Raw genomic sequence first — 19,620 nt, 5'->3', positions numbered from 1 at the left:
CGCCACCGCTCAGCGGGCGGCGGCGGGCGGCTTAGCCGCCCGGATCGCGGTGTCCGTCACGGTCAGCACGCGCGGATCGGCCATCTGCGCGACATTGAAGCGCATGAAGCTGCCGGCCGTCTGCGACAGGCTGAACACGTTGCCGGGCGCCAGCACGATGCCATCGTTCAGCGCATGGCGTGCCACATCGGCGGCATCGACCCCGTCGGGCAGTCTGCACCACAGAAACATGCCGGCCGGCGGCTCGATCCAGGGCGCGATGCCGATCGCTTTCAGCCGGCTCGATGCCTCCGCCATCGCCTTCGCCAGCCTTTGCCGCAAAGACTCCACGTGCTTGCGATAGCTGCCGTCGGTCAGAAGCGCCAGCACCAGCCCGGCCGACAAATTGGTGCCGCCGAAGCTGGTGGCGATCTTCAGGTCGATCAGCCCCTCGATCCAGGCCGGTCGCGCCGCGATATAGCCGCAGCGCACCGAGGCCGACAGGGTTTTGGAAAAACTGCCTATCTGGATGACCCGGTCCAATCCGTCGAAGGCCGCCAGCCGCGGCGCCGGCGTGACCTCGAAATCGGCGAAGATATCGTCCTCGACGATGGTCAGCTCGAAGTGTTCGGCGAGCCGCAGCACGCGATGGGCGGTGACCGGCGACAGAACAGCGCCGGTCGGATTGTGCAGCCCCGAATTGGTGATGTAGAGCCGCGGCCGGTGCTCGGCCAGCACCTGCGCGAAAAGCTCGATATCCGGACCCGTCGGCGTATAGGGCACGCTGACGACCTTGGCCCGATGGGCCCGCAACAGCGCATGGAAATTGAAATAGCAGGGATCGTCGACCAGCACCGTATCGCCGGGCTCGATCAGGAACCGGCAGATCAGGTCGATCGCCTGGGTGCCGGATTCAGTTAAGATAATCTGCGACGGCGAGGCCTCGATACCGTGGCCGGCCATGCGGCGGGCCAGCATCTGGCGCAGGGCAAGCAGGCCAAGCGGCGTCCCGTAATCGGTCAAGACGGCATCTTCGCCGCGCGACAGCGTGCGCAGCCCGCGGCGGATGGCCTCCTGCGGCATCCAGGCGGCCGGCAACCAGCCGCAACCGGGTTTCGGCATGGTCTCGCCGGCCTCCAGCGATTGCCGCGAGATCCACAGGGGATCGACGGCACGGTCGACGTTCGGACCGGCTTCAACCAGCGACAGCGGCGCCAGCGGCGCGACGACGAAATAGCCGGAGCCGGGCCGCGACCGGATGACACCTTCCGCCACCAGCCGCTCATAGGCTTCGACCACGGTCGATTTCGACACCCGCAGGGTCGCAGAAAAGGCGCGGATCGACGGCAGCTTGGCGCCCGGCGTCAGGCTGCGCGCGCCGATCATCTGCCGGATGGCCTGCATCACGGTGGCGATCCGCGTGTCACTCTGCGTGTTGCTCTGCACGTTTTGATCCATCCGTACCCATCCAGGACCCATAACAGTTTGTCGAAATTGTACCGCACTGTCTCTGGAAATGCCACCATCATCCGGTCGATATCCATTGGCCAAGAAATGGAGACTGCAATGAACAAGGTGACGAACGGCTGGCTCAACGGATTTCTGGGGGTGCTGATCTTCAGCGGCTCGCTGCCGGCCACCAGGGTGGCGGTGATGGACTTCGATCCGGTCTTTCTCACCGGCGCCCGCGCCGTGATCGCCGGCCTGCTGGCGCTTGGCCTGCTTACGGCGTTCCGCCAGAAGCGCCCGACGGCGCGCGACTTCGCCTCGCTGGTTGTCGTGGCGCTCGGCGTGGTCGTCGGCTTTCCCCTGCTGACGGCGCTGGCGCTGCAACACGTCACCTCGGCCCATTCCATCGTGTTCGTCGGGCTGCTGCCCCTGGCAACGGCGGTCTTCGGCGTTTTGCGCGGCGGCGAAAACCCAAAGCCGGTGTTCTGGGTCTTCTCCTGCCTCGGCAGCGCGCTGGTGGCAGGCTTTGCCGTGTCGCAAGGTCTTGCCGCCTCGCCGGCCGGCGACCTCTTGATGCTGGCCGCCATCGTGGTCTGCGGTCTCGGTTATGCCGAAGGCGCAAAACTGTCGCGCGCACTCGGCGGCTGGCAGGTGATTTGCTGGGCGCTGGTCCTGTCGCTGCCGATGATGCTGGCCCTCAGCCTCGCGACACTGCCGCCGTCGTTTGCCGCCATTGGCAGCCCCGCCTGGGCGGGCCTGGCCTATGTCTCGTTGTTCAGCATGCTGATCGGCTTCATCTTCTGGTATCGCGGCCTGGCGCAAGGCGGCATCGCCGCCGTCGGACAGCTGCAATTGCTGCAGCCCTTCTTCGGCCTGGCGCTCGCCGCCTCGCTGCTGCACGAGCCGGTCAGCCCGTCCCTGCTGATCGTCACGCTGTGCGTGGTCGGATGTGTGGCGGGCGCCAAACGCTTTGCGCGGTGATGCAAAGCCGATGCCGCGCCCGGCCTAGGTCAGGCGGCTTCTGAAATCGCACCGCCGATCAACCGCCCGAGACGCTTGATGCCCTCTTCGATCATGTCCTCATTGGCGCAGGAGAAAGACAGCCGCAGCGTATTGGCCCCGGACCGGTCGGCGAAGAAGGCCTGCCCCGGCACGAAAGCGACCTTTTCCGTCCGAATCGAGCACTCCAGCAGCTCGGCACCGTCCATGCCCTCCGGCAACGTCACCCAGATGAACATGCCGCCCTCCGGCTTCGTCCAGACCGTGCCGGCCGGCATGTAGCGATCCAGCGCCGAAAGCATGGCATCCCGCCTGGCGCTATAGGCCGCCCTGATCTTGGCCACCTGCGCCTCGAAATGGCGTTCCGCCACATAAGCGATGGCGATCTGGTTGATGGTCGAGGAATGCAGGTCGGCGGCCTGCTTCATCAGCACCAGCTTGCGGATCACCGTCATATTGGCGACCACGAAGCCGACCCGCAGCCCCGGCGCCAGCGTCTTCGAAAAGCTGCCGCAATAGATCGTCCGGGTGTCCTCGATCGAGCCTTTGCGGGCAATCTCCAGCGCCAGGATCGGCGGGATCGCGTCGCCGTCATAGCGCAGCGACTGATAGGCCGCATCCTCGATGACGGCGATGTCGAGTTCGTCGCCGAGATCCAGCAAGCGATTGCGGCCGGCCAGATCGACGCTCTCGCCGGTCGGGTTGGAAAAATCGGCCGACGCATAGGCAAACTTTACTTCGCCGCCGAGATTTTGCGCGGTGGCGCGATAACTGTCCGGCGTGCGGTTGCCCGTGAGCGTCAGCTGGTCGTAATTCGGTTCATAGGCATTGAAGGCCTGCAGCGCACCGAGATAGGTCGGCCAGTTGACCAGCGCCGTATCCTTCGGCGACAGGAACAGCTTGCCGAGATAATCGAGCGCCTGCTGCGACCCCGATGTGATGAAGATATTGTCGACCGAACAGGCAATGCCGAGCTTCTGCATTTCGCCGCGCAGCCATTCGCGCAGCGGCTTGTAGCCCTCGCTGACCGAATATTGCAGCGCTGCGCCCACCTGCTCGCCGGCAAAGATATCGGCATAGGCCGCCTTGAATTCTCCATCCGGAAACAGTTTCGGATCGGGAATGCCGCCGGCAAAGGAAATGATATCCGGCTGATCGAGCAGCTTCAGCAGTTCACGGATTTCGGAGGCGCGCATGCGGGTCGAGCGCGTCGCAAAGATATGATCCCAATTCAGCATGGGGCGTTTCCTCGGATGTTTTTTGTACGACCGAGATGACCACGGAGGGCTCAATATGTCAATATTACTGACCTATCGACCCCTAACAACGATCCGCATAAAAATGCCCGATGCCGGATACGTCACGGCTTGAGGTTACGATTTCCCATCTGCCAGGGCACCGCGCAGAATTGCCAGCGCCGACCAGATGGTCGCCGAGCGGGCTTCTTCCGTCGTCAATTCGCAAATGTCGCGAAACACGATCAGCGCCTCAATGCCGAGTGTCAGGGACAGGCCCTGGATGAGACGCTGAAACTCGGCTGGCGTCAGCTGGGATCGGAGCGGTTCGAGTGCGGCCGTCAGCCAGCCGATGCGCCGTCCACCACGCTTGGCAGCACCGGTCGCGGTCAGCGAACTGGCGAGGAAGGTTCTGAACATGGCTTCATTTCCTGCCACCATGTCAAACACCTGACCCGCCAAGGTCTCGATCCGCTGCTCTGGCGTGGCCGCTTGATCCGGTGCATCAGGGCCAGCCTCGCCAATTCTGATGGCAATCGCATCAAGTGCGGCTTCCCGCCACAGATCCTCGGGCTTTGAGAAATACCGATAAGCGGTGGCTCTCGATATGCCGGTGTGATCGGCGACTTCGGCGACCGACGGCTGCAGGCCCTTTTCCATCATCGCCCATGTCGCTCGCAACAGTTCGGCGCGCGTTCTCCGCTTTTGATTGATCCGCTCGTGACTTTTTTCTTGACTGCTCATCCACACCTCGTTATGAGACACTTATCTCATTAAGAGTTAAATGTATCACTCAACACGGGAGAGTCCAACATGAAATCGAGCCTCACGCAAAATGCCGCACCGGCGATCAACTCCACCCTTCATTTCCTGGGAAACCTGGTCACGTTTCGTGCCTGCTCCGCCGATACCGAAGGCAGTTTCTCGCTCATCGAAACCTTAACGGCGCCCGGCGCCGGCGCACCGCCGCATATCCAGCAGGATGAAGAAGCCTTCCTCGTCCTTGAAGGGCAGTATGCCTTCATGCTGGAAGACAACACGCTGCATTGCGGCCCCGGCGAGTTCGTCTATGTCAAGCCGGGCACACGCCACGCCTTCCACAATCCGACGGATAAACCGTCCAGGATGCTGATCGTCAATCTCCCGGGCGGCCCCCATGAAAGCTTCTTTCAGGCTGTGGGTGAACCGGTCGAAGCCGGTACTCAGACTTTTCCACCCGTATCGGCTCCGAACTTTCCGGCGATCGCTGCCACCGCAGCACGCTTTGGCATCGAAATTTTGCCGCCCAAGGCTCAGTAACGACGAGGCTTTGGACAAGGCCGGGCGCCCGCGGCTGTCTTGCGCGCAAGACAAAGCGGCGAAGCGACAGGGCTCGCAATCCAAGTTCAAACCCGCTGAGGTCCGGGTCAAACGAACCCACCTCGCACAACTCGCTGGAGATCCGCATGCGCGGAGTTGCACTTTTCTGTCTGGCCACAGCTGTTGCCTATGCCTTGGCGGCCATGGCCTTGGGCATCTTCATGGCTGCGACCCATGATCATGTGCTGTCGCCCGCCCACGCCCATCTGAACCTTGTCGGCTGGGTTAGCGTGGCCCTGTACGGTCTCTTTTACCACGCCGTTCCATCGGCCTCGGTGACGAGGCTCGCAAAGACACAGGTCGCCTTCGCGACAGCAGGCGTGCTGACCCTTTGCCCCGGCATCGCGCTGGCGATCCTGGGCATCACGGAAGGACTGGCCGTGCTCGGCTCTTTCCTCACCTTCATGGCGATGGCACTGTTTGCCACCATCGTCTTGCGATCCCGCAGTCGCACATGATGCGGCCGCGCCGGCTTTTATGCAAAAACGCATAAACTGACCTCGGAAATGCAGTCTGCTGACCTGACCGACCGCCGCTGGATGAAAGCGGCGCAGGACCGGGCGCAAGGAAGCATCCTCCGTCTTCATACAGGCTGGAACGCTGCGGGAAGCCGCAGCAAGTCCAATTCCGTCGGACGCTGGTAACGCGAGGACCAGATCCGACACCGTATCCACGCGCGCTGCTTCGGCACGCGGATGGCGCGTCGTGACAGACTGACAGACAGACAGACAGACACGACCGACAGAACGGCCGCCTCGCAACCATCGGCATGACGAACCACGGGCGCACCTGCGCGCGGGGAAGGGATGACGCGTGTCTTTGCAACCGGTTTTTGCCGATAGCGCGCGTCGCCCGGTTCGGCGGGCCTCAACACAACCATCGAAAGGACAACACTATGGCTTACAGATACGGAACAAATGCCGCCGAAACGATGATCGGCGACGACAGCGCCGATTATTTCTCGGCGCAAGGCGGCAACGACAAGATTTACGGCAAGTTTGGCAGTGACATCGTTGACGCCGGCGATGGTGATGATACCGCGGACGGAGGCTTTCAGGACGACACCTTGTCCGGCTACCAGGGCGCAGACACCTTGATCGGCGATTTCGGCGACGACCTCCTGATCGGTGGCGAAGGCGCCGACACGATGTCCGGCGGGATCGGCGAAGACACCTTCAACGAATACTCTCCCGAAAACTGGGCTGGCGACACGATAGACGGCGGCCTCGGCGTTGACACGATGCAGTTTAGTCTGGGCTCATTCGCAAGCGGAGTGACGTTCACCGTCGCCGATCCGGCCGTGACCAGTACGATCCTCGGCGCAACCGTCAAGGCCGTGGAGCAGTACTGGATCTCTGGCACATCCTACGCCGACACCCTGACGGGCGGCGCCTGGGGCGATGAGTTCCTCGGCGGTGGCGGCAATGACCGGCTGAACGGCGCCGGAGGCGACGACACCCTCGTCGGTGACGTGGGCGCCGATGTGATCTATGGCGGTCAGGGCAACGACTACTTGTACGGCGGCGCCGACAACGACACGCTCAACGGCAGCTACGGCGACGACTACATCAGCGGTGACGACGGCGACGACGTACTGGACGGTGCAAACGGCAGGGACAGCCTTTTTGGTGGCCGCGGCAAGGACAGCGCCAGCGGCGGGGCCGGCAACGACTATCTGGATGGCGGCGAAGGCAACGATGCCATCGATGCCGGCAGCGGCGACGACTACATCGTCGGTGGCGATGGCAATGACAGCATCACCGCCGGCACCGGCAATGACCAGATCATCATGTCCATTGGCCAGGGCCGCGATACCGTCGACGGTGGCACGGGCACGGATACGATCGACATCAGCGGTTTGAGCGGCGTCTTCACCGCCAAGGCCGCCAGTCTGACCAATACCCTCTCCGACGGCACCACGATCAAGGGTATCGAGGCCTATAACCTGAAGGGTTCGAACGGCAGCGACACCTTCACGACGCTCGACGGCAATGACCTCATCTTCGGCTACGGCGGCAACGATCGGCTCAAGGCCGGTGCCGGCAACGACATTGTCAATGGTGGCCTGGGCGACGACGTGATTTCCGGCGAGGCCGGCAACGACCTGCTGGTCGCCGGCGGCGGCAAAGACACGATTGATGGCGGCACCGGTGTGGATACCGCATCCATCGACGTGTCCGACTCCAACGCCAACATGACGTTTTCGATCAGCGGCCATACGGGCAAGCTCTCCAACGGCACGACCGCCACGGACGTGGAAATCTACGAGATCACCACCGGCCGCGGCAACGATGTGCTGCGTGCGGGAACCGCCACGCAAGTGACCTTCCAGGCAGGCGAAGGCAATGACCAACTCTATGGCGGGAATGGCGACGACATCCTCAACGGCGGCCTGGGCTCGGACAAGATCGAGGGCGGAAATGGCGATGACACCGTCTACGATCTCGGCGGCAACAACACCATGGACCTCGGCAACGGCAATGACCGCGTCGTCATGACCGTGTTCGAGGACCATGCCGGCGGCGACAAGACCGTGGTCAACCTCGGAGCGGGCAGTGACAGCGTCTCGCTCAACAGCGGTCTGGGCTATACCCATGGCATTCTGCAGGCAGACGGTGGCACCGGGGTCGATGTCGCATCGGTCGACCGGTCCCGCGTGACCAAGGATATGTCGTTCACGCTGAGCTCGAATGCCACCTTCGTCAACGGCAACGCCGTGCTGAAGAACTTCGAAGCCGTCATCCTCTCGAGCGGTTCGGGCAATGACAGCCTGAAGGGCGGCAACCTCGCCGACACCTTCAGCGGCAACGGCGGCAACGACACCTTGTCCGGTCTCGGCGGCAATGACTGGATCTATGGCGGCAGCGGCGGCGACAAACTCTACGGCGGCGACGGCGACGACCGGATCTATGCCGCCGACAGCAGCGGAGACACCAGTCGCGACGTGATCGACGCCGGCGCCGGCAACGACACCATCTCCATCCATGGCAACGACTCCGCCAACGGCGGCAGCGGCACAGATACGATCAATCTGGATCTCCACGCTCTTTCGGAAGGCGTCAAGTTCACCCTGTCGGCCGGCACCGTGAAGGTCAACGCCAATACGACCATCAGCGGGATGGACCAGCTGAACTTCACCGGCACCTCCGGCCACGATGTCGTCACCGGCGGCAGCCTCAACGACGTTCTGAGCGGTCGGGATGGAAACGACACGCTGAACGGCGGAGCGGGGAACGATACCCTTTACGACGGCGCGGGCAATGACAAGCTCTATGGCGGCTCCGGCAACGATCAGTTCCACCGCGATCTTTTGAGCGGTTCCGACCATTTCGACGGAGGCTCCGGCACGGATACCATGACCTTCAGCGAGTGGTACGGCGATATCTCCGCGAAGGTGGATCTGCTGGACTTTTCCAAGAATGACGGCTTGGCTCGGGGGCTGACCCTGGTCTCGATCGAAAACGTGACCGGCTCCGCCCGTGACGACACACTTGCCGGCAGCAATGGCGCCAACGTGCTGCAGGGCGGTGCCGGCGGTGACGCTCTTTACGGCCGCGGCGGCAACGACACCTTGAACGGCGGAACCGGCGCGGATCTTCTGGCGGGTGGTTCCGGAAACGACCACTTCGTCTTCGACACCTTGCTGGGCGGCGGCGACGAAATCACCGACTTCCAGCGCGGCAGCGACAAGATCGCGATCGACATAGGCGATTTCGGCCTCTCCAGCACATACCAGTTGAGGCTGGTGCAGGGCGCCAATCCCGTCGCTGCGGGGAACGGTGCCACCTTCCTCTACGAGACCGACACGCACCACCTGTGGTTCGACGCCGATGGCGCGGCCGGCGATCAAGAATCACACCTTGTCGTGACGCTCGACAACGTGAACTCGCTGTCCGCAAGCGATTTCCTGTTCGTCTGACTGCCGAAGCCAAAGACCAAGACAAAGACAAAGGGCCGGGGAGCATTACGCTCCCCGGCCCTTCCATTTATTCACGCGCGCCCTGCGGACGCGTCTTGAGAAGCGATCAGTTGACGCTCTTGTCGACCAGCTTGTTCTTGCCGATCCACGGCATCATGGCGCGCAGCTTGGTGCCGACTTCTTCGATCTGGTGGCTGTCGTTCAGGCGGCGGATACCCTTGAAGCGGGCCGAGCCGGCACGGTATTCCTGCATCCAGTCCGAGGTGAACTTGCCGGTCTGGATGTCGGTCAGCACGCGCTTCATTTCGGCCTTGGTTTCCGCCGTGATGATGCGCGGGCCGGTGACGTATTCGCCCCATTCCGCCGTGTTGGAGATCGAGTAGTTCATGTTGGCGATGCCGCCTTCATAGATCAGGTCGACGATCAGCTTCACTTCGTGCAGGCATTCGAAATAGGCCATCTCCGGCGCATAGCCACCTTCGACCAGCGTTTCGAAACCAGCGCGGATCAGCTCGACGAGACCGCCGCACAGGACGACCTGCTCGCCGAACAGGTCGGTTTCGCATTCTTCCTTGAACGAGGTTTCGATGATGCCCGAACGGCCGCCGCCAACGCCGCAGGCGTAGGAGAGCGCCAGTTCAAGCGCATTGCCCGAGGCGTTCTGATGGATGGCAACGAGGCAAGGAACGCCGCCGCCCTTCTGGTATTCGCCGCGAACCGTATGGCCCGGGCCCTTCGGCGCGATCATCACGACGTCGACCGAAGCCTTCGGCTCGATCAGGCCGAAATGCACGTTGAGGCCGTGCGCAAAGGCAATCGCTGCACCGTCGCGGATGTTGCCCGCGATATCGGCCTTGTAGATGTCGGCCTGCAATTCGTCCGGCGTCGCCATCATCATCAGGTCGGCCCAGCCGGCAGCTTCCGCAACGGTCATGACCTTGAAGCCGTCGGCTTCGGCCTTCTTGATGGTCGGCGAACCGGCCTTCAGTGCAATGACCAGTTCCTTGGCGCCCGAGTCCTTGAGGTTCAGCGCATGGGCGCGGCCCTGCGAACCATAGCCGATGATGGCCACTTTCTTGGACTTGATGAGGTTCAAGTCAGCATCACGATCGTAATAGACGCGCATTGATTTTTCCTTCCCTATGCTTGTCGGTTGTGTGTGGTCTTCCGCCGGCGGCCTGGCCGGGCATCTGTCCCTCAGGCCGCCAGAATCTTCTCCGTGCCATAGAGCGTCAGGAAAGCGGACACCGCCTTCACCGCCCTGGCCTCGAAATTGTCCGTCTCCGGGCGTTCGCCGAGCAGCATGCGCACATGCAGATCGCAGACGATCAGCCCATAGAGCGTTCGATAGGTCTCTTCGCCATCTGCAAACCGCAGCAGGCCGTCGCGCCGGCCGGAATCCAGCAGCGCCCTCGCCCGGCGATCGATCTGCCGACGGCCGCGTTCGATCAGCAGCTTGCCGAGCTTGGAACTGTCGCGGCTGGTCTGGCCGATCGCCAAGCGGTTCAAGGCCAGCGACACGTCACCGGCCAGCACGTCGAGCAGGTCACGGCCGAACAGTTCCAGATGGTCGCGCAGGGTTTCCGCCGACAGCCGTTCGCCGGAGCGCTCGAATGTCCTGACCTTGCTGGCCTGGAACGAGATCATCGCCGACAGCAGCCCGTCGCGATCGCCGAACCACTTGTAGAGGCTCTCCTTCGAGCAATTGGCAGCCCGCGCCAGTCCCGCCGTCGTCAGCGCCTTCTCGCCGCCGTCGACCAGCAGGCGCAGCGCTTCGGCCAGGACGGCACTCTGGCGCGGCGAAAACTCGGCAAGGCTGGCGGGCTCAATCTGCAAAACAATCCTCTCGGGGCTTGAAGTACCGTACGGTACGGTTCTGTGTACGAATTGCTTCGACCGCCGTCAAGCCCCTCTGAGTGGCCGAACTTTGCCTATTCCAGAGGCGGACACGCGGTCCCATCCCATCACGTTTCTTTGAAACGAGCAGAAAAAAATATTTTTCCGCCAGTCCAGCAATCATCCGAAAGAACAAGCAAGAAACTGTTTTAACAAGGATATTTTTTCAAGCCCCCGACGACAAAATCGATCACTTCACAGAACCGATCGGTTCGATTGCGCGCAATTAGATCTTGCATCTCGGAAAAATATGGCCCAATTACTGTTCACAGAACCAAACGGTTCGATGAAATAACAGACAGAAATTTCGGAGTACCCTTATGAAAATTCTCGCAACCACCACCCTGCTCTCGGTCCTCGCTGCCTCCTCCGCGGCCATGGCGCTCGAGCCGATCCAGGGTTCGATCACCTATAACGGCCATCAGACGATCCTCGAAAAGTCGCCGGTCGGCAGCAACTTCTTCCACACCTTCACCAGCCAGGACGGTGACGAAGTGCGCGAAGTCTACAAGGTCAACGCCGACCACAGCGTTTCACTGGTCAGCCGCACCATCGCCAACAGCTAACGGCAAGATCCCTGCCCCGACAGCCTCGCAGCAGAGTGCTGCGGGGCCTTTCGACTTTTTTAGTACCTTCTGAATTGACCCATATTTGGCATTTCTCAACGGCCCGTTTCGCAGCTATGACGAACACACCTCGCTCAAGCGCCGACAGAAAAGGATGCCCGTCATGCTGCCCCGCCGCCTTGCCATCGCCCTTGCCCTTGCCCTCGCCCTCCCGCTTCTGCCCGGCGCGGCCCTTGCCAAGGAAACCCGCTGCGGCTGGCTCCAGAATCCGACGCCCGGCAATCTCTGGCTCGACGATAGCCAGGGGACATGGGTGCTCTCCACCCAGGGCAGCGATGAAGAAGCGCTCGGCATGGAGAATATCGGCGACTTCTCCACCCGCGACTTCGTCCAGACCAATGGCTATTACGGCTATGCCTGCGCCTGCATGGATGTCGAAACCGATGCCGCGGCAGAGCGCATCACCGCCGTCTACGCTTTCCGGCAATTGCCGCTGGCCAAATGCACCCGGGACAAGGCCTTGCCGGCACCGGAATGAACCACTCGCGTATTTAATTGACTCCGTCCATTAATTGCGGGACATAGTCCACGATTAGGCGACGGAGGGATTCGGCAGTGGCCATTACAGAAGACGAAACGGTCGTGGAGGCCATGCGGGCCTTCAATCGGTTCTACACGGAGCGTCTCGGCGTTCTGGGTCGCGGCTATCTGGACAGCGGCTATACGCTGACCGAAGCGCGGGTCATCTACGAAATCGGCGCAGCAAAATCCCTCACCGCCCGCACGCTCAGCCGCGACCTGCATCTCGACCCGGCCTATCTCAGCCGCATCATCAAGCGCCTGAAGACGGAGGGTGTGATCGAGACGCAGACCGATCCGCAGGACCGGCGCAGCCAGATCGTCACCATCACGCCTATCGGTCACACGCTCTTCGAGCAGTTGGGGGACAGATCTCGCCGGCAGATCGCCGACATGCTGCAGCCGCTTTCGCCCGACGATCGCAGCCGATTATGCCAATCCTTTTCGGCCATCCGCCATCTGCTCCATCCCGACGGTGGCCGACGGCAACCACCGGTCATCCGTGCGCACCGGCCCGGCGACATGGGCTGGATCGTGCAGTCGCAGGCCCGGTTCTACACCGCCGCCTTTGGCTGGAACGACCAGTTCGAGGCGCTGGTCGCCGAGGTTGTCGCAAAGTTTCTGAAAGGTCATGATCCGGCCCTTGAGCACTGCTGGATCGCCGAACGCAGCGGCGTCAATATCGGCTCGATCATGATCATGAACGGCGGCGAGGGCGTCGCCAAGCTGCGCCTGCTCTATGTCGACGAGGCAGCGCGCGGCCTGGGGCTGGGACGGCTCCTGGTCGAGGAATGTATCCGCTTTGCCCGCCGCGCCGGATATCATCGCCTGTCCCTGTGGACCAACGACATCCTGCACCCGGCCATCGCCATCTACAGGAAGACCGGTTTTCGGCTTGAGGCGGAAGAACGCCATACCCTGTTCGGACCCGAACTGATCGGCCAGACCTGGGTTCTGGATCTCTGAACGCCCCTTGCGGCGGGGTCAGGCTGCCTCGTCGAAACGTTTGCGGGCCTCGACGACGGATGGATGATGACGTTCCGCCCAGATGAGCAACGGCGCGAGCGATCCGTAGAGCGAGACCCCTAGATCCGTCAGGCGGTATTCGACGCTGGGCGGCTTGGTCGGAAACACCGTCCGGTCGACATAGCCGTCGCGCTGCAGGTCGCGCAGGGTCTGGGTCAGCATGCGCTGCGAAATATCCGGAACCAGCCGTCGCAAGGCGCCGAAGCGATAGGGTTTTTCCGCCAGCGCCTGCAGCAACAACGTCGACCACTTGTCGCCGATCTTGCCGATCACGGCGCGCACAGGGCAGTCCTCGAGCCTCCCGCCAGCGGCAGACTGCTCTTTGTAGACCGCAAGCCTGTCGCTTTGGGCCGTGGCAAACGCATCCATTGCGGTTCCTTTCAAATCTGGTAGGCACCAAAAACTGCCTTCTTTACAAGCCTCGGTCAATTCCTATTTTACCCCTACTCTCAATTAGAGAGTTACTAATTTCAGGCGGATGACAAACCCGCCTCTGGAAAGGGATAGAAATGAGCAAGTATCTTGTCACCGGCGCCAGCGGACATCTTGGCCGGTCCGTCATCCGCAACCTGATCGAGACTGAGGGCGTAGCACCGGCGCAGATCATTGCCGCCAGCCGTGACACGGCCAAGCTCGCCGATCTTGCTGCCAAGGGCGTTGTCACCCGCAAGGTGGATTTCGACGATGCGGCGAGCCTGGACGAGGCCTTTACCGGCGTCGAGCGCCTGCTGATCATTTCCACCGATGCGCTCGATCGTCCGGGCCGCCGCCTGGAGCAGCATACGGCCGCCGTCAATGCCGCTGTCAAGGCCGGTGTATCGCGCCTGTTCTACACCTCCATGCCGAACCCCGAGCCGGGCAAGAGCCTGGTGACCTTTGCGCCCGATCATTTCGGCACCGAACAGGCGATCAAGGCCAGCGGCATTGCCTACACGATCCTGCGCAATGGCTGGTACATGGAAAACCTGTTCATGGCCCTGCCCCATGCCCTGGCCAGCGGCCAATGGTATACCTCGACCGGCCAGGGCGTCATCGCCCATGTCGGCCGCGAAGACATTGCCCGCGCCATCGCCGCCGCCCTGGTCGCCGATGAAGCCGCAAGCGTCACCTACACCCTGACCGGCAGCACCGCCTATACGACCGACGACATCGCTGCCCTGGTGCGCGACGTCACCGGCAAGCCTCTGGAGGTCGTTCACGTCAGCGACGAACAGCTGGCCGGCGGCATGAAAGCGGCGGGCCTGCCCGACTTCCTCGTGCCGATGCTGGTCTCGTTCGATGCCAATACCCGCGAAGGCCAGATTGCCATGGTGACCGGTGATATCGAAACGCTGACCGGCACGGCACCCGCCTCGCTGAAAAGCTTCCTCGAAGCCAATACCGCGGCCCTCAACGGCTGATACAAAAAGACCCGCTCGGCCAATCAGTGCCAAGCGGGTCTGTTCTACCGTCGAAACGCACGAAGCAAGACGGATATCTCCGTCAGAGTGTCTGGCCGCAGGCCCGGCAGAAGCGGCGGACCGTTTCCGTCATGCCATATTCCAGAGCATCGGCCGTGAGCCCATGGCCGATCGACACCTCCGCCAGATGCGGAATGCGTTTTGCCAGCGCCGGCAGGTTGGCCACCGTCAGGTCGTGGCCGCCATTCACGCCGAGACCGGCTTTCAGTGCCGCATCGGCCGTTCGTCCGAGCAGATCGAGTTGCAGGCGCGCGCCGTCCGGATCGTCGAAACAGCCGCCATAGGGGCCGGTATAAAGCTCGATCCGGTCGGCACCCGTCGCTTTCGCCGCCAGCACCGCCGCCTCGTCGCCGTCGCCATCGGCAAACAGCGACACTCTCATACCATTGGCCTTGAGTCGTCCGACGACACTCTTCAGCAAATCGGCATGCCGCACAAAATCCCAACCATGATCGGAGGTTGCCTGCGACGGATCGTCGGGCACCAGGGTCACCTGTTCCGGCTGTGTCGCCTCGCACAGAGCAAGGAAGTCCTCGGTCGGATAGCCCTCGATATTGAACTCGGCTTGCGGAAACTCATCGTCGATCAAGGCGCGCAGCACCGGCAGGTCGGAAAAGCGGATATGCCGCTGATCCGGGCGCGGATGCACCGTCAGGCCGCTGGCGCCGGCTTTGAGCGCCAATCGGCCGAGATGCGCCACATCCGGCCACGGCAGGTCGCGCCGGTTGCGCAGCATGGCAATGGCATTGAGGTTGACGGACAGTTTCGCAGGCATCGGATCAATCCCATTCACGATTATCGTCCGGCGATCGCTCCGCCCCACAAGGCTTCGAGAGATCCGCCGCACCCGGCAGCACAGCACGCAACGGCCCCGGACATCCCGAAAAAGACCGAAGCCCCAGCCGATCGCACTGCGTCCAGCATTTAGGCGATCTCCGCCGAAAACGCCAACGCGTTTCGCAGATAATTCCATCGAGGACATTGATGCATGGAGGCTAAAGGCAAGATCGGCAAGCCTTGCACGGCGCACTCACGCCTGGTCGACAACGCATGATTGCGTTGGTTGTAGCGCGGTCTGCCGCAGCGGTAAGACAATAGGCGTATTTTGCCCGCCAATTGCAGAAACCGCACAGCCTGCGGTTTACAAAACCGCCATCGCGCGCCTATCCTGATCGATTATGACATTTGCCTATCGCGACGGAAAGTGGGGCCGCTCGCGTTGCAGGCAGATCAGGAATGCCGGCGAGAGACCCGTAAATTTAAGGGGTCATCGGCACGCAGCCCGACGCGCCGGATGGACAAGAGGGAAATACGTACGCCGACAAAATGGGGGGAACCATGGCGGACCAATCCGAGAATCTCCACGTAGAAAAGACGACGGCCAACCAACACGACCAGCATCATGAATACCTGCCCAGGATAGCCTTGCCCTATGCCATGCCGAGCGAACCGGTCGCCATTGCGGATATGGCCAACCTGTTTGGCGTGACGCACCGGACATTGCATTTTTATGAGGAAAAGGGACTGCTATCGGCCAGCCGTGTCGGACTGATGCGTGTCTATTTTCATCGCGATGTCGTGCGCATGGCGCTGATCAACGCCTGCCGGGAGGTCGGCATGCCGGTCGCCGTCATCCAGGACCTGCTGGAGGAACTGGCGGCCGCCAACTCGCAGGAACAGACCGACGAGATTTTCCGCGACTCCCTCACCGTGCGAAAGCGCGAACTGACCTCCGGCCTGTCGATTATCCGCCGGCAGATGCAGCAGATCAACAGCCTTCTCGCCCATGACGACAGCGAGCCGCCGACGGCCAGGGCCGACGGCCGGGACACGGTCTCTTTGAACGCGCTCGAACGACGCTGCCTTGAACTGATGGCCGAGGGTTATGCGCCGATGCGAATTGCCCGCGCATTGCAGCTCAAGCACGAAGAAATTACGGTTCTGGAAAACGAGATCATCCGCAAATTCGACGCCAACAATCGGTTTCAGGCCGTGGCCAAGGCGGTGCTGATGGGTGTCGTGGCCTCCTGAGCTGACTGATCCACAAGGACACAGTCACAACGGCATTGGCACATATTTCTTTGGTTTAAACCAATGCCCCCTCACAGCCGCCACGAATGGCCTCAGCCTCTCCGATACCGCCACGCAATCCGGCAAGACGGACAGAGATCTGATCGGCATGCTGCCGTCCATCAAAAAGCAATAGGGGAAAGCGCCTATCGCACGATGGTCAGCGTCTCGGCAGCACGGGTGACGGCGGTGTAAAGCCAGCGCTCGCGCGTATCGCGAAACGCCCAGCTCTCATCGAACAGCACGACATTGTTCCACTGCGAACCCTGCGCCTTGTGAACGGTCAGGGCATAGCCGTAGTCGAATTCGTCGTAGCGCTTGCGCGTCGCCCAGGCAATTTCCGTCTCGACATCCTCGAACGACGCCTTGAGCAGCTTGATCTTCGCAGCGCCGCGATCCATGTCGTCGTCTTCGGGCTTGATCAAAAGGTTGATGCCCGGTTTCACGGTCTCGCGCGACGAGGTCATGACCTGCCAGAGCGACCCGTTCAGCAGGCCCTTGACCTGGTCGTTGCGCAGGCAGACCAGCTTGTCGCCGGCCTGCGGATAATCCGCGGTAAAACCCTTCAACTCGCGCAGTCTTTTGTTATAGCGACGGCGTGTCTTGTTGGTGCCGACCAGAACCTGATCGGCCTCCAGCACCAGTTCCTGTGTCACCTCCGCCTTGGAAATCACCCGTGCCGTGCCATAGTCGCCATACATGATCTCCTTGCCTTCGCGCACATGCATGGCAAGCTGGATGATCGGATTGTCGCGCGCCTGGCGATGAATGTCGGTCAGCAGGTAATCCGGCTCCTGATCGGTGAAATAGCCACCGCCGGAAACCGGAGGCAACTGGCCGGGATCGCCCAGCACCAGGATCGGCGTGCCGAAGCTCATCAGGTCCTTGCCCAATTGCTCGTCGACCATCGAGCATTCGTCGATGACGATCAGCGCCGCCTTGGCAAGCGGGCTCTGGCGGTTGATGGCAAACATCGGCGAAATCGACGTCTTGCCGGTTTCCTCGTCCTCGACCGATTCCTCGCCGCGCGGCCGGTAGATCAGCGAATGGATGGTGCGGGCATTGGTGGCCCCACGCGAGCGCAGCACCTGCGCCGCCTTGCCGGTAAAGGCGGCGAACAGCACGTCACCATCGACATTCTCGGCAAAATGCCGGGCAAGCGTCGTCTTGCCGGTGCCGGCATAGCCAAACAGACGGAAAACCGGCTGCTTGCCGTCTTTCAGCCACTTCGAAACGGCCTTCAAGGCCTCGTCCTGTTGCGGTGCGAATTGCATCGGGCGACTTGGCAGGATTCGTCGGCAAAAGGCAAGGCGACGGCCGGCGAAACTGCGACCCGGAATGGGCCTGCGAATGGTGCCATCGCCCGGAACATCGTTCGAGCGGGACGAGCCTTCACCGCATCGGATCATTGGCGAGTACGATCGGGCTTCCATGCGGCGTCGCTTGCGCCGCCCTTTGCCAGCTCTGCTGGAGATCGAGAAGCAGAGCCTCGTCGGCCACGCCCTTCTCGGCCAGAAGCGTGGTCAGCGCGGCCACCCAGCCGTCGAAATAGTCGCTGCCGTCCAGAGCACGGCCGGGTCTGTGCAATTCCGTCGACAGGGTTTCTGCCCATTCGCTCCAGGCAAACACGCCCTGCTGATGCAGATGCACCGTCATCGCAAAGGCCTGCGCATGCCACGGCTCGGCAAACACCGGTTCGCCGTCCGGAGACACCGGCAGACCCGGGGATTGCACCAGCGAGGAAGGCTCTTCACAGCGGCTCAAGATAGCTCTCCCAGGCATCGATCGACACGGTGAGCGTCGGATCCGCACCCTCGCCCCAGATCTCGTCGGCCGAAAACACCACCGTATAGACCCATTGCGGATTCTCGCCCTTGCCATGCGCATTGTCGTCAGGAAAAACGAAACTGCCCTGCACCGCCTCGATCACGCCCTGCTTGCCGCGGGCGTAGCGCGGCAGCCGCGTATGGGTCTCGGGATGGAAATTCTTGGTGTGCACCCAGTCGCCCGGCGCAAAGTGCGGCTCGAAATGCACCGGCCGGTCGCACGGTCCGCCGCGGGCCAGAACCGCCGGCACCATGTCTGCCGTCAGGACGCGTTTCGGCACGGCGCCGGCCGCCGCATGATGGCCCGACAGCAATTCCTGCCGCGTTGCAAAACCGTGCCGCTCCAGGAGGGTGTCGACGGCCCTGATCCAGATCTCGTAATAGCTGGCAGCCAGGTACTGGGCCGGCGGAATGGTTTCGCGGGCATGCCGGCTCTCGTCGATCGTCCAGGCGCCGAAGGCGCCGCAGGAGAGTGTGATCCCCAGCGCCCGCTTTTCCCACTCCGCATGAAACCACGGCTCGTCCTTTTCGGGAGCAACCGGGCCGAACCCCATCTGTCCGCCCAGATCGTGCGGGCCGTTCATGGGCGCTGCTCCGGCGATAGCGCCAGACCGGTGCCAATCATCGAATCGCGTGTCACAAGCTCTGCCAGCGCCTCCGCCGCCATGCCTTGTGTCCCCGGCGGACGTTCAGGCACGACCAGATAGCGCAACTCGGCCGTCGAATCCCAAACCCGGATCTTCTTAGATTTATCTAATGTTACGCCGAATTCCTCAAGCACCGCGCGAGGATTGATCACTGCCCGCGAGCGATAGGCCGGCGCCTTGTACCAGACGGGTGGCAGGCCGAGCACTGCCCAGGGATAACAGGAGCACAGGGTGCAGACGACGATATTGTGGGTGTCCGGTGTGTTGAACACGGCGCGCATATGCTCACCCTGCCGGCCGGTGAAGCCAAGGCTGGCAATCGCCGCCGTCGCATCGGCCTTCAGCCATTCCGCAAAGGCCGGATCGGTCCAGGCCTTGGCCACCACCGCCGCGCCATTGCGCGGGCCAACCTTGGTCTCGTAGGTTTCGACGATGGCATCGATGGCGGCCGGATCGATCAGCCCCTTCTCCGTCAGCAGGGTCTCGAGCGCCTTCACCCGCGCCTGCATATCGGAATATTCGTTATCGTGATGATGGCCATGGTCACCGTGATGATCGTGGTCGTGCGGATGGTGGTGATCGTGAACCAAGAACCAGTCTCCCAAGGGTC

Annotated in this window: 20 protein-coding genes; 9 read left to right on the top strand and 11 right to left on the bottom strand. The window is 62.2% G+C overall.

The window, feature by feature from the left end; translation table 11 throughout:
* Positions 1–9: 9 nt before the first annotated feature.
* Positions 10–1,437, bottom strand: coding sequence for an aminotransferase-like domain-containing protein (locus tag HGO38_RS01140; RefSeq protein WP_250954085.1), 1,428 nt, complete (start codon positions 1,435–1,437; stop codon positions 10–12).
* A gap of 108 nt (positions 1,438–1,545) precedes the next feature.
* Between HGO38_RS01140 and HGO38_RS01135 the strand changes: the two genes are divergently transcribed.
* On the top strand, positions 1,546–2,409 hold the full coding sequence (locus HGO38_RS01135; protein WP_250954084.1) for a DMT family transporter: 864 nt from the start codon (positions 1,546–1,548) through the stop codon (positions 2,407–2,409).
* 29 nt (positions 2,410–2,438) lie between these two features.
* Here HGO38_RS01135 and HGO38_RS01130 read toward each other — a convergent pair whose 3' ends face one another.
* Together HGO38_RS01130 and HGO38_RS01125 are read right to left on the bottom strand one after the other, a co-directional pair.
* Positions 2,439–3,665 carry an aminotransferase-like domain-containing protein gene (locus tag HGO38_RS01130; protein WP_250954083.1) on the bottom strand — a complete coding sequence of 409 codons (1,227 nt, stop codon included), beginning with the start codon at positions 3,663–3,665 and terminating at the stop codon, positions 2,439–2,441.
* Between the two features lie 135 nt (positions 3,666–3,800).
* Positions 3,801–4,406 (bottom strand): TetR/AcrR family transcriptional regulator, encoded by a 606-nt coding sequence (locus HGO38_RS01125; protein WP_250954082.1) that lies wholly within the window; start codon positions 4,404–4,406, stop codon positions 3,801–3,803.
* 69 nt (positions 4,407–4,475) lie between these two features.
* Between HGO38_RS01125 and HGO38_RS01120 the strand changes: the two genes are divergently transcribed.
* The 3 genes from HGO38_RS01120 to HGO38_RS01110 all read left to right on the top strand — a co-directional run bounded on the left by HGO38_RS01120 (position 4,476) and on the right by HGO38_RS01110 (position 8,940).
* Entirely contained in the window at positions 4,476–4,961 is a 486-nt protein-coding gene (locus HGO38_RS01120) for a cupin domain-containing protein (RefSeq protein ID WP_250954081.1), read from the top strand.
* 146 nt (positions 4,962–5,107) lie between these two features.
* A complete protein-coding gene (locus HGO38_RS01115) occupies positions 5,108–5,479 on the top strand; it encodes a hypothetical protein (protein WP_250954080.1) in 372 nt (123 codons plus the stop codon).
* A gap of 437 nt (positions 5,480–5,916) precedes the next feature.
* Positions 5,917–8,940 (top strand): calcium-binding protein, encoded by a 3,024-nt coding sequence (locus HGO38_RS01110; protein WP_250954079.1) that lies wholly within the window; start codon positions 5,917–5,919, stop codon positions 8,938–8,940.
* Positions 8,941–9,046: 106 nt separating this feature from the next.
* Here the strand turns inward: HGO38_RS01110 and ilvC are convergent, their stop codons facing one another.
* On the bottom strand, positions 9,047–10,066 hold the full coding sequence (ilvC, locus tag HGO38_RS01105; RefSeq protein WP_250954078.1) for a ketol-acid reductoisomerase: 1,020 nt from the start codon (positions 10,064–10,066) through the stop codon (positions 9,047–9,049).
* Positions 10,067–10,137: 71 nt separating this feature from the next.
* On the bottom strand, positions 10,138–10,776 hold the full coding sequence (locus tag HGO38_RS01100; RefSeq protein WP_250954077.1) for a TetR/AcrR family transcriptional regulator: 639 nt from the start codon (positions 10,774–10,776) through the stop codon (positions 10,138–10,140).
* Between the two features lie 380 nt (positions 10,777–11,156).
* Here HGO38_RS01100 and HGO38_RS01095 point away from each other — a divergent pair, with 380 nt between their 5' ends.
* The 3 genes from HGO38_RS01095 (at position 11,157) to HGO38_RS01085 (ending at position 12,947) form a co-directional block, all read left to right on the top strand.
* Positions 11,157–11,402 (top strand): hypothetical protein, encoded by a 246-nt coding sequence (locus HGO38_RS01095; RefSeq protein ID WP_250954076.1) that lies wholly within the window; start codon positions 11,157–11,159, stop codon positions 11,400–11,402.
* A 163-nt stretch (positions 11,403–11,565) separates the two neighbouring features.
* Positions 11,566–11,940 (top strand): DUF4087 domain-containing protein, encoded by a 375-nt coding sequence (locus HGO38_RS01090; protein ID WP_250954075.1) that lies wholly within the window; start codon positions 11,566–11,568, stop codon positions 11,938–11,940.
* 113 nt (positions 11,941–12,053) lie between these two features.
* The gene (locus HGO38_RS01085; protein ID WP_250954492.1) at positions 12,054–12,947 is read left to right on the top strand and encodes a bifunctional helix-turn-helix transcriptional regulator/GNAT family N-acetyltransferase; all 894 of its coding nucleotides are present in this window, start codon (positions 12,054–12,056) and stop codon (positions 12,945–12,947) included.
* 18 nt (positions 12,948–12,965) lie between these two features.
* Here the strand turns inward: HGO38_RS01085 and HGO38_RS01080 are convergent, their stop codons facing one another.
* Positions 12,966–13,376, bottom strand: a complete 411-nt coding sequence (locus HGO38_RS01080; RefSeq protein ID WP_250954074.1) for a winged helix-turn-helix transcriptional regulator — start codon at positions 13,374–13,376, stop codon at positions 12,966–12,968.
* 140 nt (positions 13,377–13,516) lie between these two features.
* Between HGO38_RS01080 and HGO38_RS01075 the strand changes: the two genes are divergently transcribed.
* Entirely contained in the window at positions 13,517–14,407 is an 891-nt protein-coding gene (locus tag HGO38_RS01075) for an SDR family oxidoreductase (protein ID WP_250954073.1), read from the top strand.
* A gap of 82 nt (positions 14,408–14,489) precedes the next feature.
* On the opposite strand, the gene HGO38_RS01070 is transcribed toward HGO38_RS01075, so the two are convergent.
* Positions 14,490–15,242: a pyridoxine 5'-phosphate synthase gene (locus HGO38_RS01070; RefSeq protein WP_250954072.1), complete on the bottom strand. Its 753-nt coding sequence runs from the start codon at positions 15,240–15,242 to the stop codon at positions 14,490–14,492.
* Between the two features lie 563 nt (positions 15,243–15,805).
* On the opposite strand from HGO38_RS01070, the gene HGO38_RS01065 reads away from it, so the two are divergent.
* Positions 15,806–16,498, top strand: coding sequence for a MerR family transcriptional regulator (locus HGO38_RS01065; RefSeq protein ID WP_250954071.1), 693 nt, complete (start codon positions 15,806–15,808; stop codon positions 16,496–16,498).
* A 185-nt stretch (positions 16,499–16,683) separates the two neighbouring features.
* On the opposite strand, the gene HGO38_RS01060 is transcribed toward HGO38_RS01065, so the two are convergent.
* The 4 genes from HGO38_RS01060 to nthA all read right to left on the bottom strand — a co-directional run bounded on the left by HGO38_RS01060 (position 16,684) and on the right by nthA (position 19,519).
* Positions 16,684–17,811 (bottom strand): ATP-dependent DNA helicase, encoded by a 1,128-nt coding sequence (locus tag HGO38_RS01060; RefSeq protein ID WP_250954070.1) that lies wholly within the window; start codon positions 17,809–17,811, stop codon positions 16,684–16,686.
* Positions 17,812–17,929: 118 nt separating this feature from the next.
* Positions 17,930–18,301: a nitrile hydratase accessory protein gene (locus tag HGO38_RS01055; RefSeq protein ID WP_250954069.1), complete on the bottom strand. Its 372-nt coding sequence runs from the start codon at positions 18,299–18,301 to the stop codon at positions 17,930–17,932.
* Positions 18,288–18,947: a nitrile hydratase subunit beta gene (gene nthB / locus HGO38_RS01050; protein ID WP_250954068.1), complete on the bottom strand. Its 660-nt coding sequence runs from the start codon at positions 18,945–18,947 to the stop codon at positions 18,288–18,290. The genes HGO38_RS01055 and nthB overlap by 14 nt, the downstream gene beginning before the upstream one ends.
* A complete protein-coding gene (nthA, locus tag HGO38_RS01045; protein WP_250954491.1) occupies positions 18,944–19,519 on the bottom strand; it encodes a nitrile hydratase subunit alpha in 576 nt (191 codons plus the stop codon). The genes nthB and nthA overlap by 4 nt, the downstream gene beginning before the upstream one ends.
* Positions 19,520–19,620: the final 101 nt, after the last annotated feature.

The sequence above is a fragment of the Rhizobium sp. CG5 genome (genome assembly GCF_023701945.1).
In the GTDB taxonomy this organism is placed as follows: domain Bacteria; phylum Pseudomonadota; class Alphaproteobacteria; order Rhizobiales; family Rhizobiaceae; genus Allorhizobium.
The sequence above is the reverse complement of the archived record's forward strand: the minus strand, read 5'-3'. Positions and strand labels throughout refer to the sequence as shown.

Excerpts from the sequence above, each read along its gene's own strand:
- HGO38_RS01140 (WP_250954085.1), bottom strand. The coding sequence starts at position 1,437 with ATGGATCAAAACGTGCAGAGCAACACGCAGAGTGACACGCGGATCGCC.
- HGO38_RS01135 (WP_250954084.1), top strand. The coding sequence starts at position 1,546 with ATGAACAAGGTGACGAACGGCTGGCTCAACGGATTTCTGGGGGTGCTG.
- HGO38_RS01130 (WP_250954083.1), bottom strand. The coding sequence starts at position 3,665 with ATGCTGAATTGGGATCATATCTTTGCGACGCGCTCGACCCGCATGCGC.
- HGO38_RS01125 (WP_250954082.1), bottom strand. The coding sequence starts at position 4,406 with ATGAGCAGTCAAGAAAAAAGTCACGAGCGGATCAATCAAAAGCGGAGA.
- HGO38_RS01120 (WP_250954081.1), top strand. The coding sequence starts at position 4,476 with ATGAAATCGAGCCTCACGCAAAATGCCGCACCGGCGATCAACTCCACC.
- HGO38_RS01115 (WP_250954080.1), top strand. The coding sequence starts at position 5,108 with ATGCGCGGAGTTGCACTTTTCTGTCTGGCCACAGCTGTTGCCTATGCC.
- HGO38_RS01110 (WP_250954079.1), top strand. The coding sequence starts at position 5,917 with ATGGCTTACAGATACGGAACAAATGCCGCCGAAACGATGATCGGCGAC.
- ilvC (WP_250954078.1), bottom strand. The coding sequence starts at position 10,066 with ATGCGCGTCTATTACGATCGTGATGCTGACTTGAACCTCATCAAGTCC.
- HGO38_RS01095 (WP_250954076.1), top strand. The coding sequence starts at position 11,157 with ATGAAAATTCTCGCAACCACCACCCTGCTCTCGGTCCTCGCTGCCTCC.
- HGO38_RS01090 (WP_250954075.1), top strand. The coding sequence starts at position 11,566 with ATGCTGCCCCGCCGCCTTGCCATCGCCCTTGCCCTTGCCCTCGCCCTC.
- HGO38_RS01085 (WP_250954492.1), top strand. The coding sequence starts at position 12,054 with ATGCGGGCCTTCAATCGGTTCTACACGGAGCGTCTCGGCGTTCTGGGT.
- HGO38_RS01080 (WP_250954074.1), bottom strand. The coding sequence starts at position 13,376 with ATGGATGCGTTTGCCACGGCCCAAAGCGACAGGCTTGCGGTCTACAAA.
- HGO38_RS01075 (WP_250954073.1), top strand. The coding sequence starts at position 13,517 with ATGAGCAAGTATCTTGTCACCGGCGCCAGCGGACATCTTGGCCGGTCC.
- HGO38_RS01070 (WP_250954072.1), bottom strand. The coding sequence starts at position 15,242 with ATGCCTGCGAAACTGTCCGTCAACCTCAATGCCATTGCCATGCTGCGC.
- HGO38_RS01065 (WP_250954071.1), top strand. The coding sequence starts at position 15,806 with ATGGCGGACCAATCCGAGAATCTCCACGTAGAAAAGACGACGGCCAAC.
- HGO38_RS01060 (WP_250954070.1), bottom strand. The coding sequence starts at position 17,811 with ATGCAATTCGCACCGCAACAGGACGAGGCCTTGAAGGCCGTTTCGAAG.
- nthB (WP_250954068.1), bottom strand. The coding sequence starts at position 18,947 with ATGAACGGCCCGCACGATCTGGGCGGACAGATGGGGTTCGGCCCGGTT.
- nthA (WP_250954491.1), bottom strand. The coding sequence starts at position 19,519 with ATGCAGGCGCGGGTGAAGGCGCTCGAGACCCTGCTGACGGAGAAGGGG.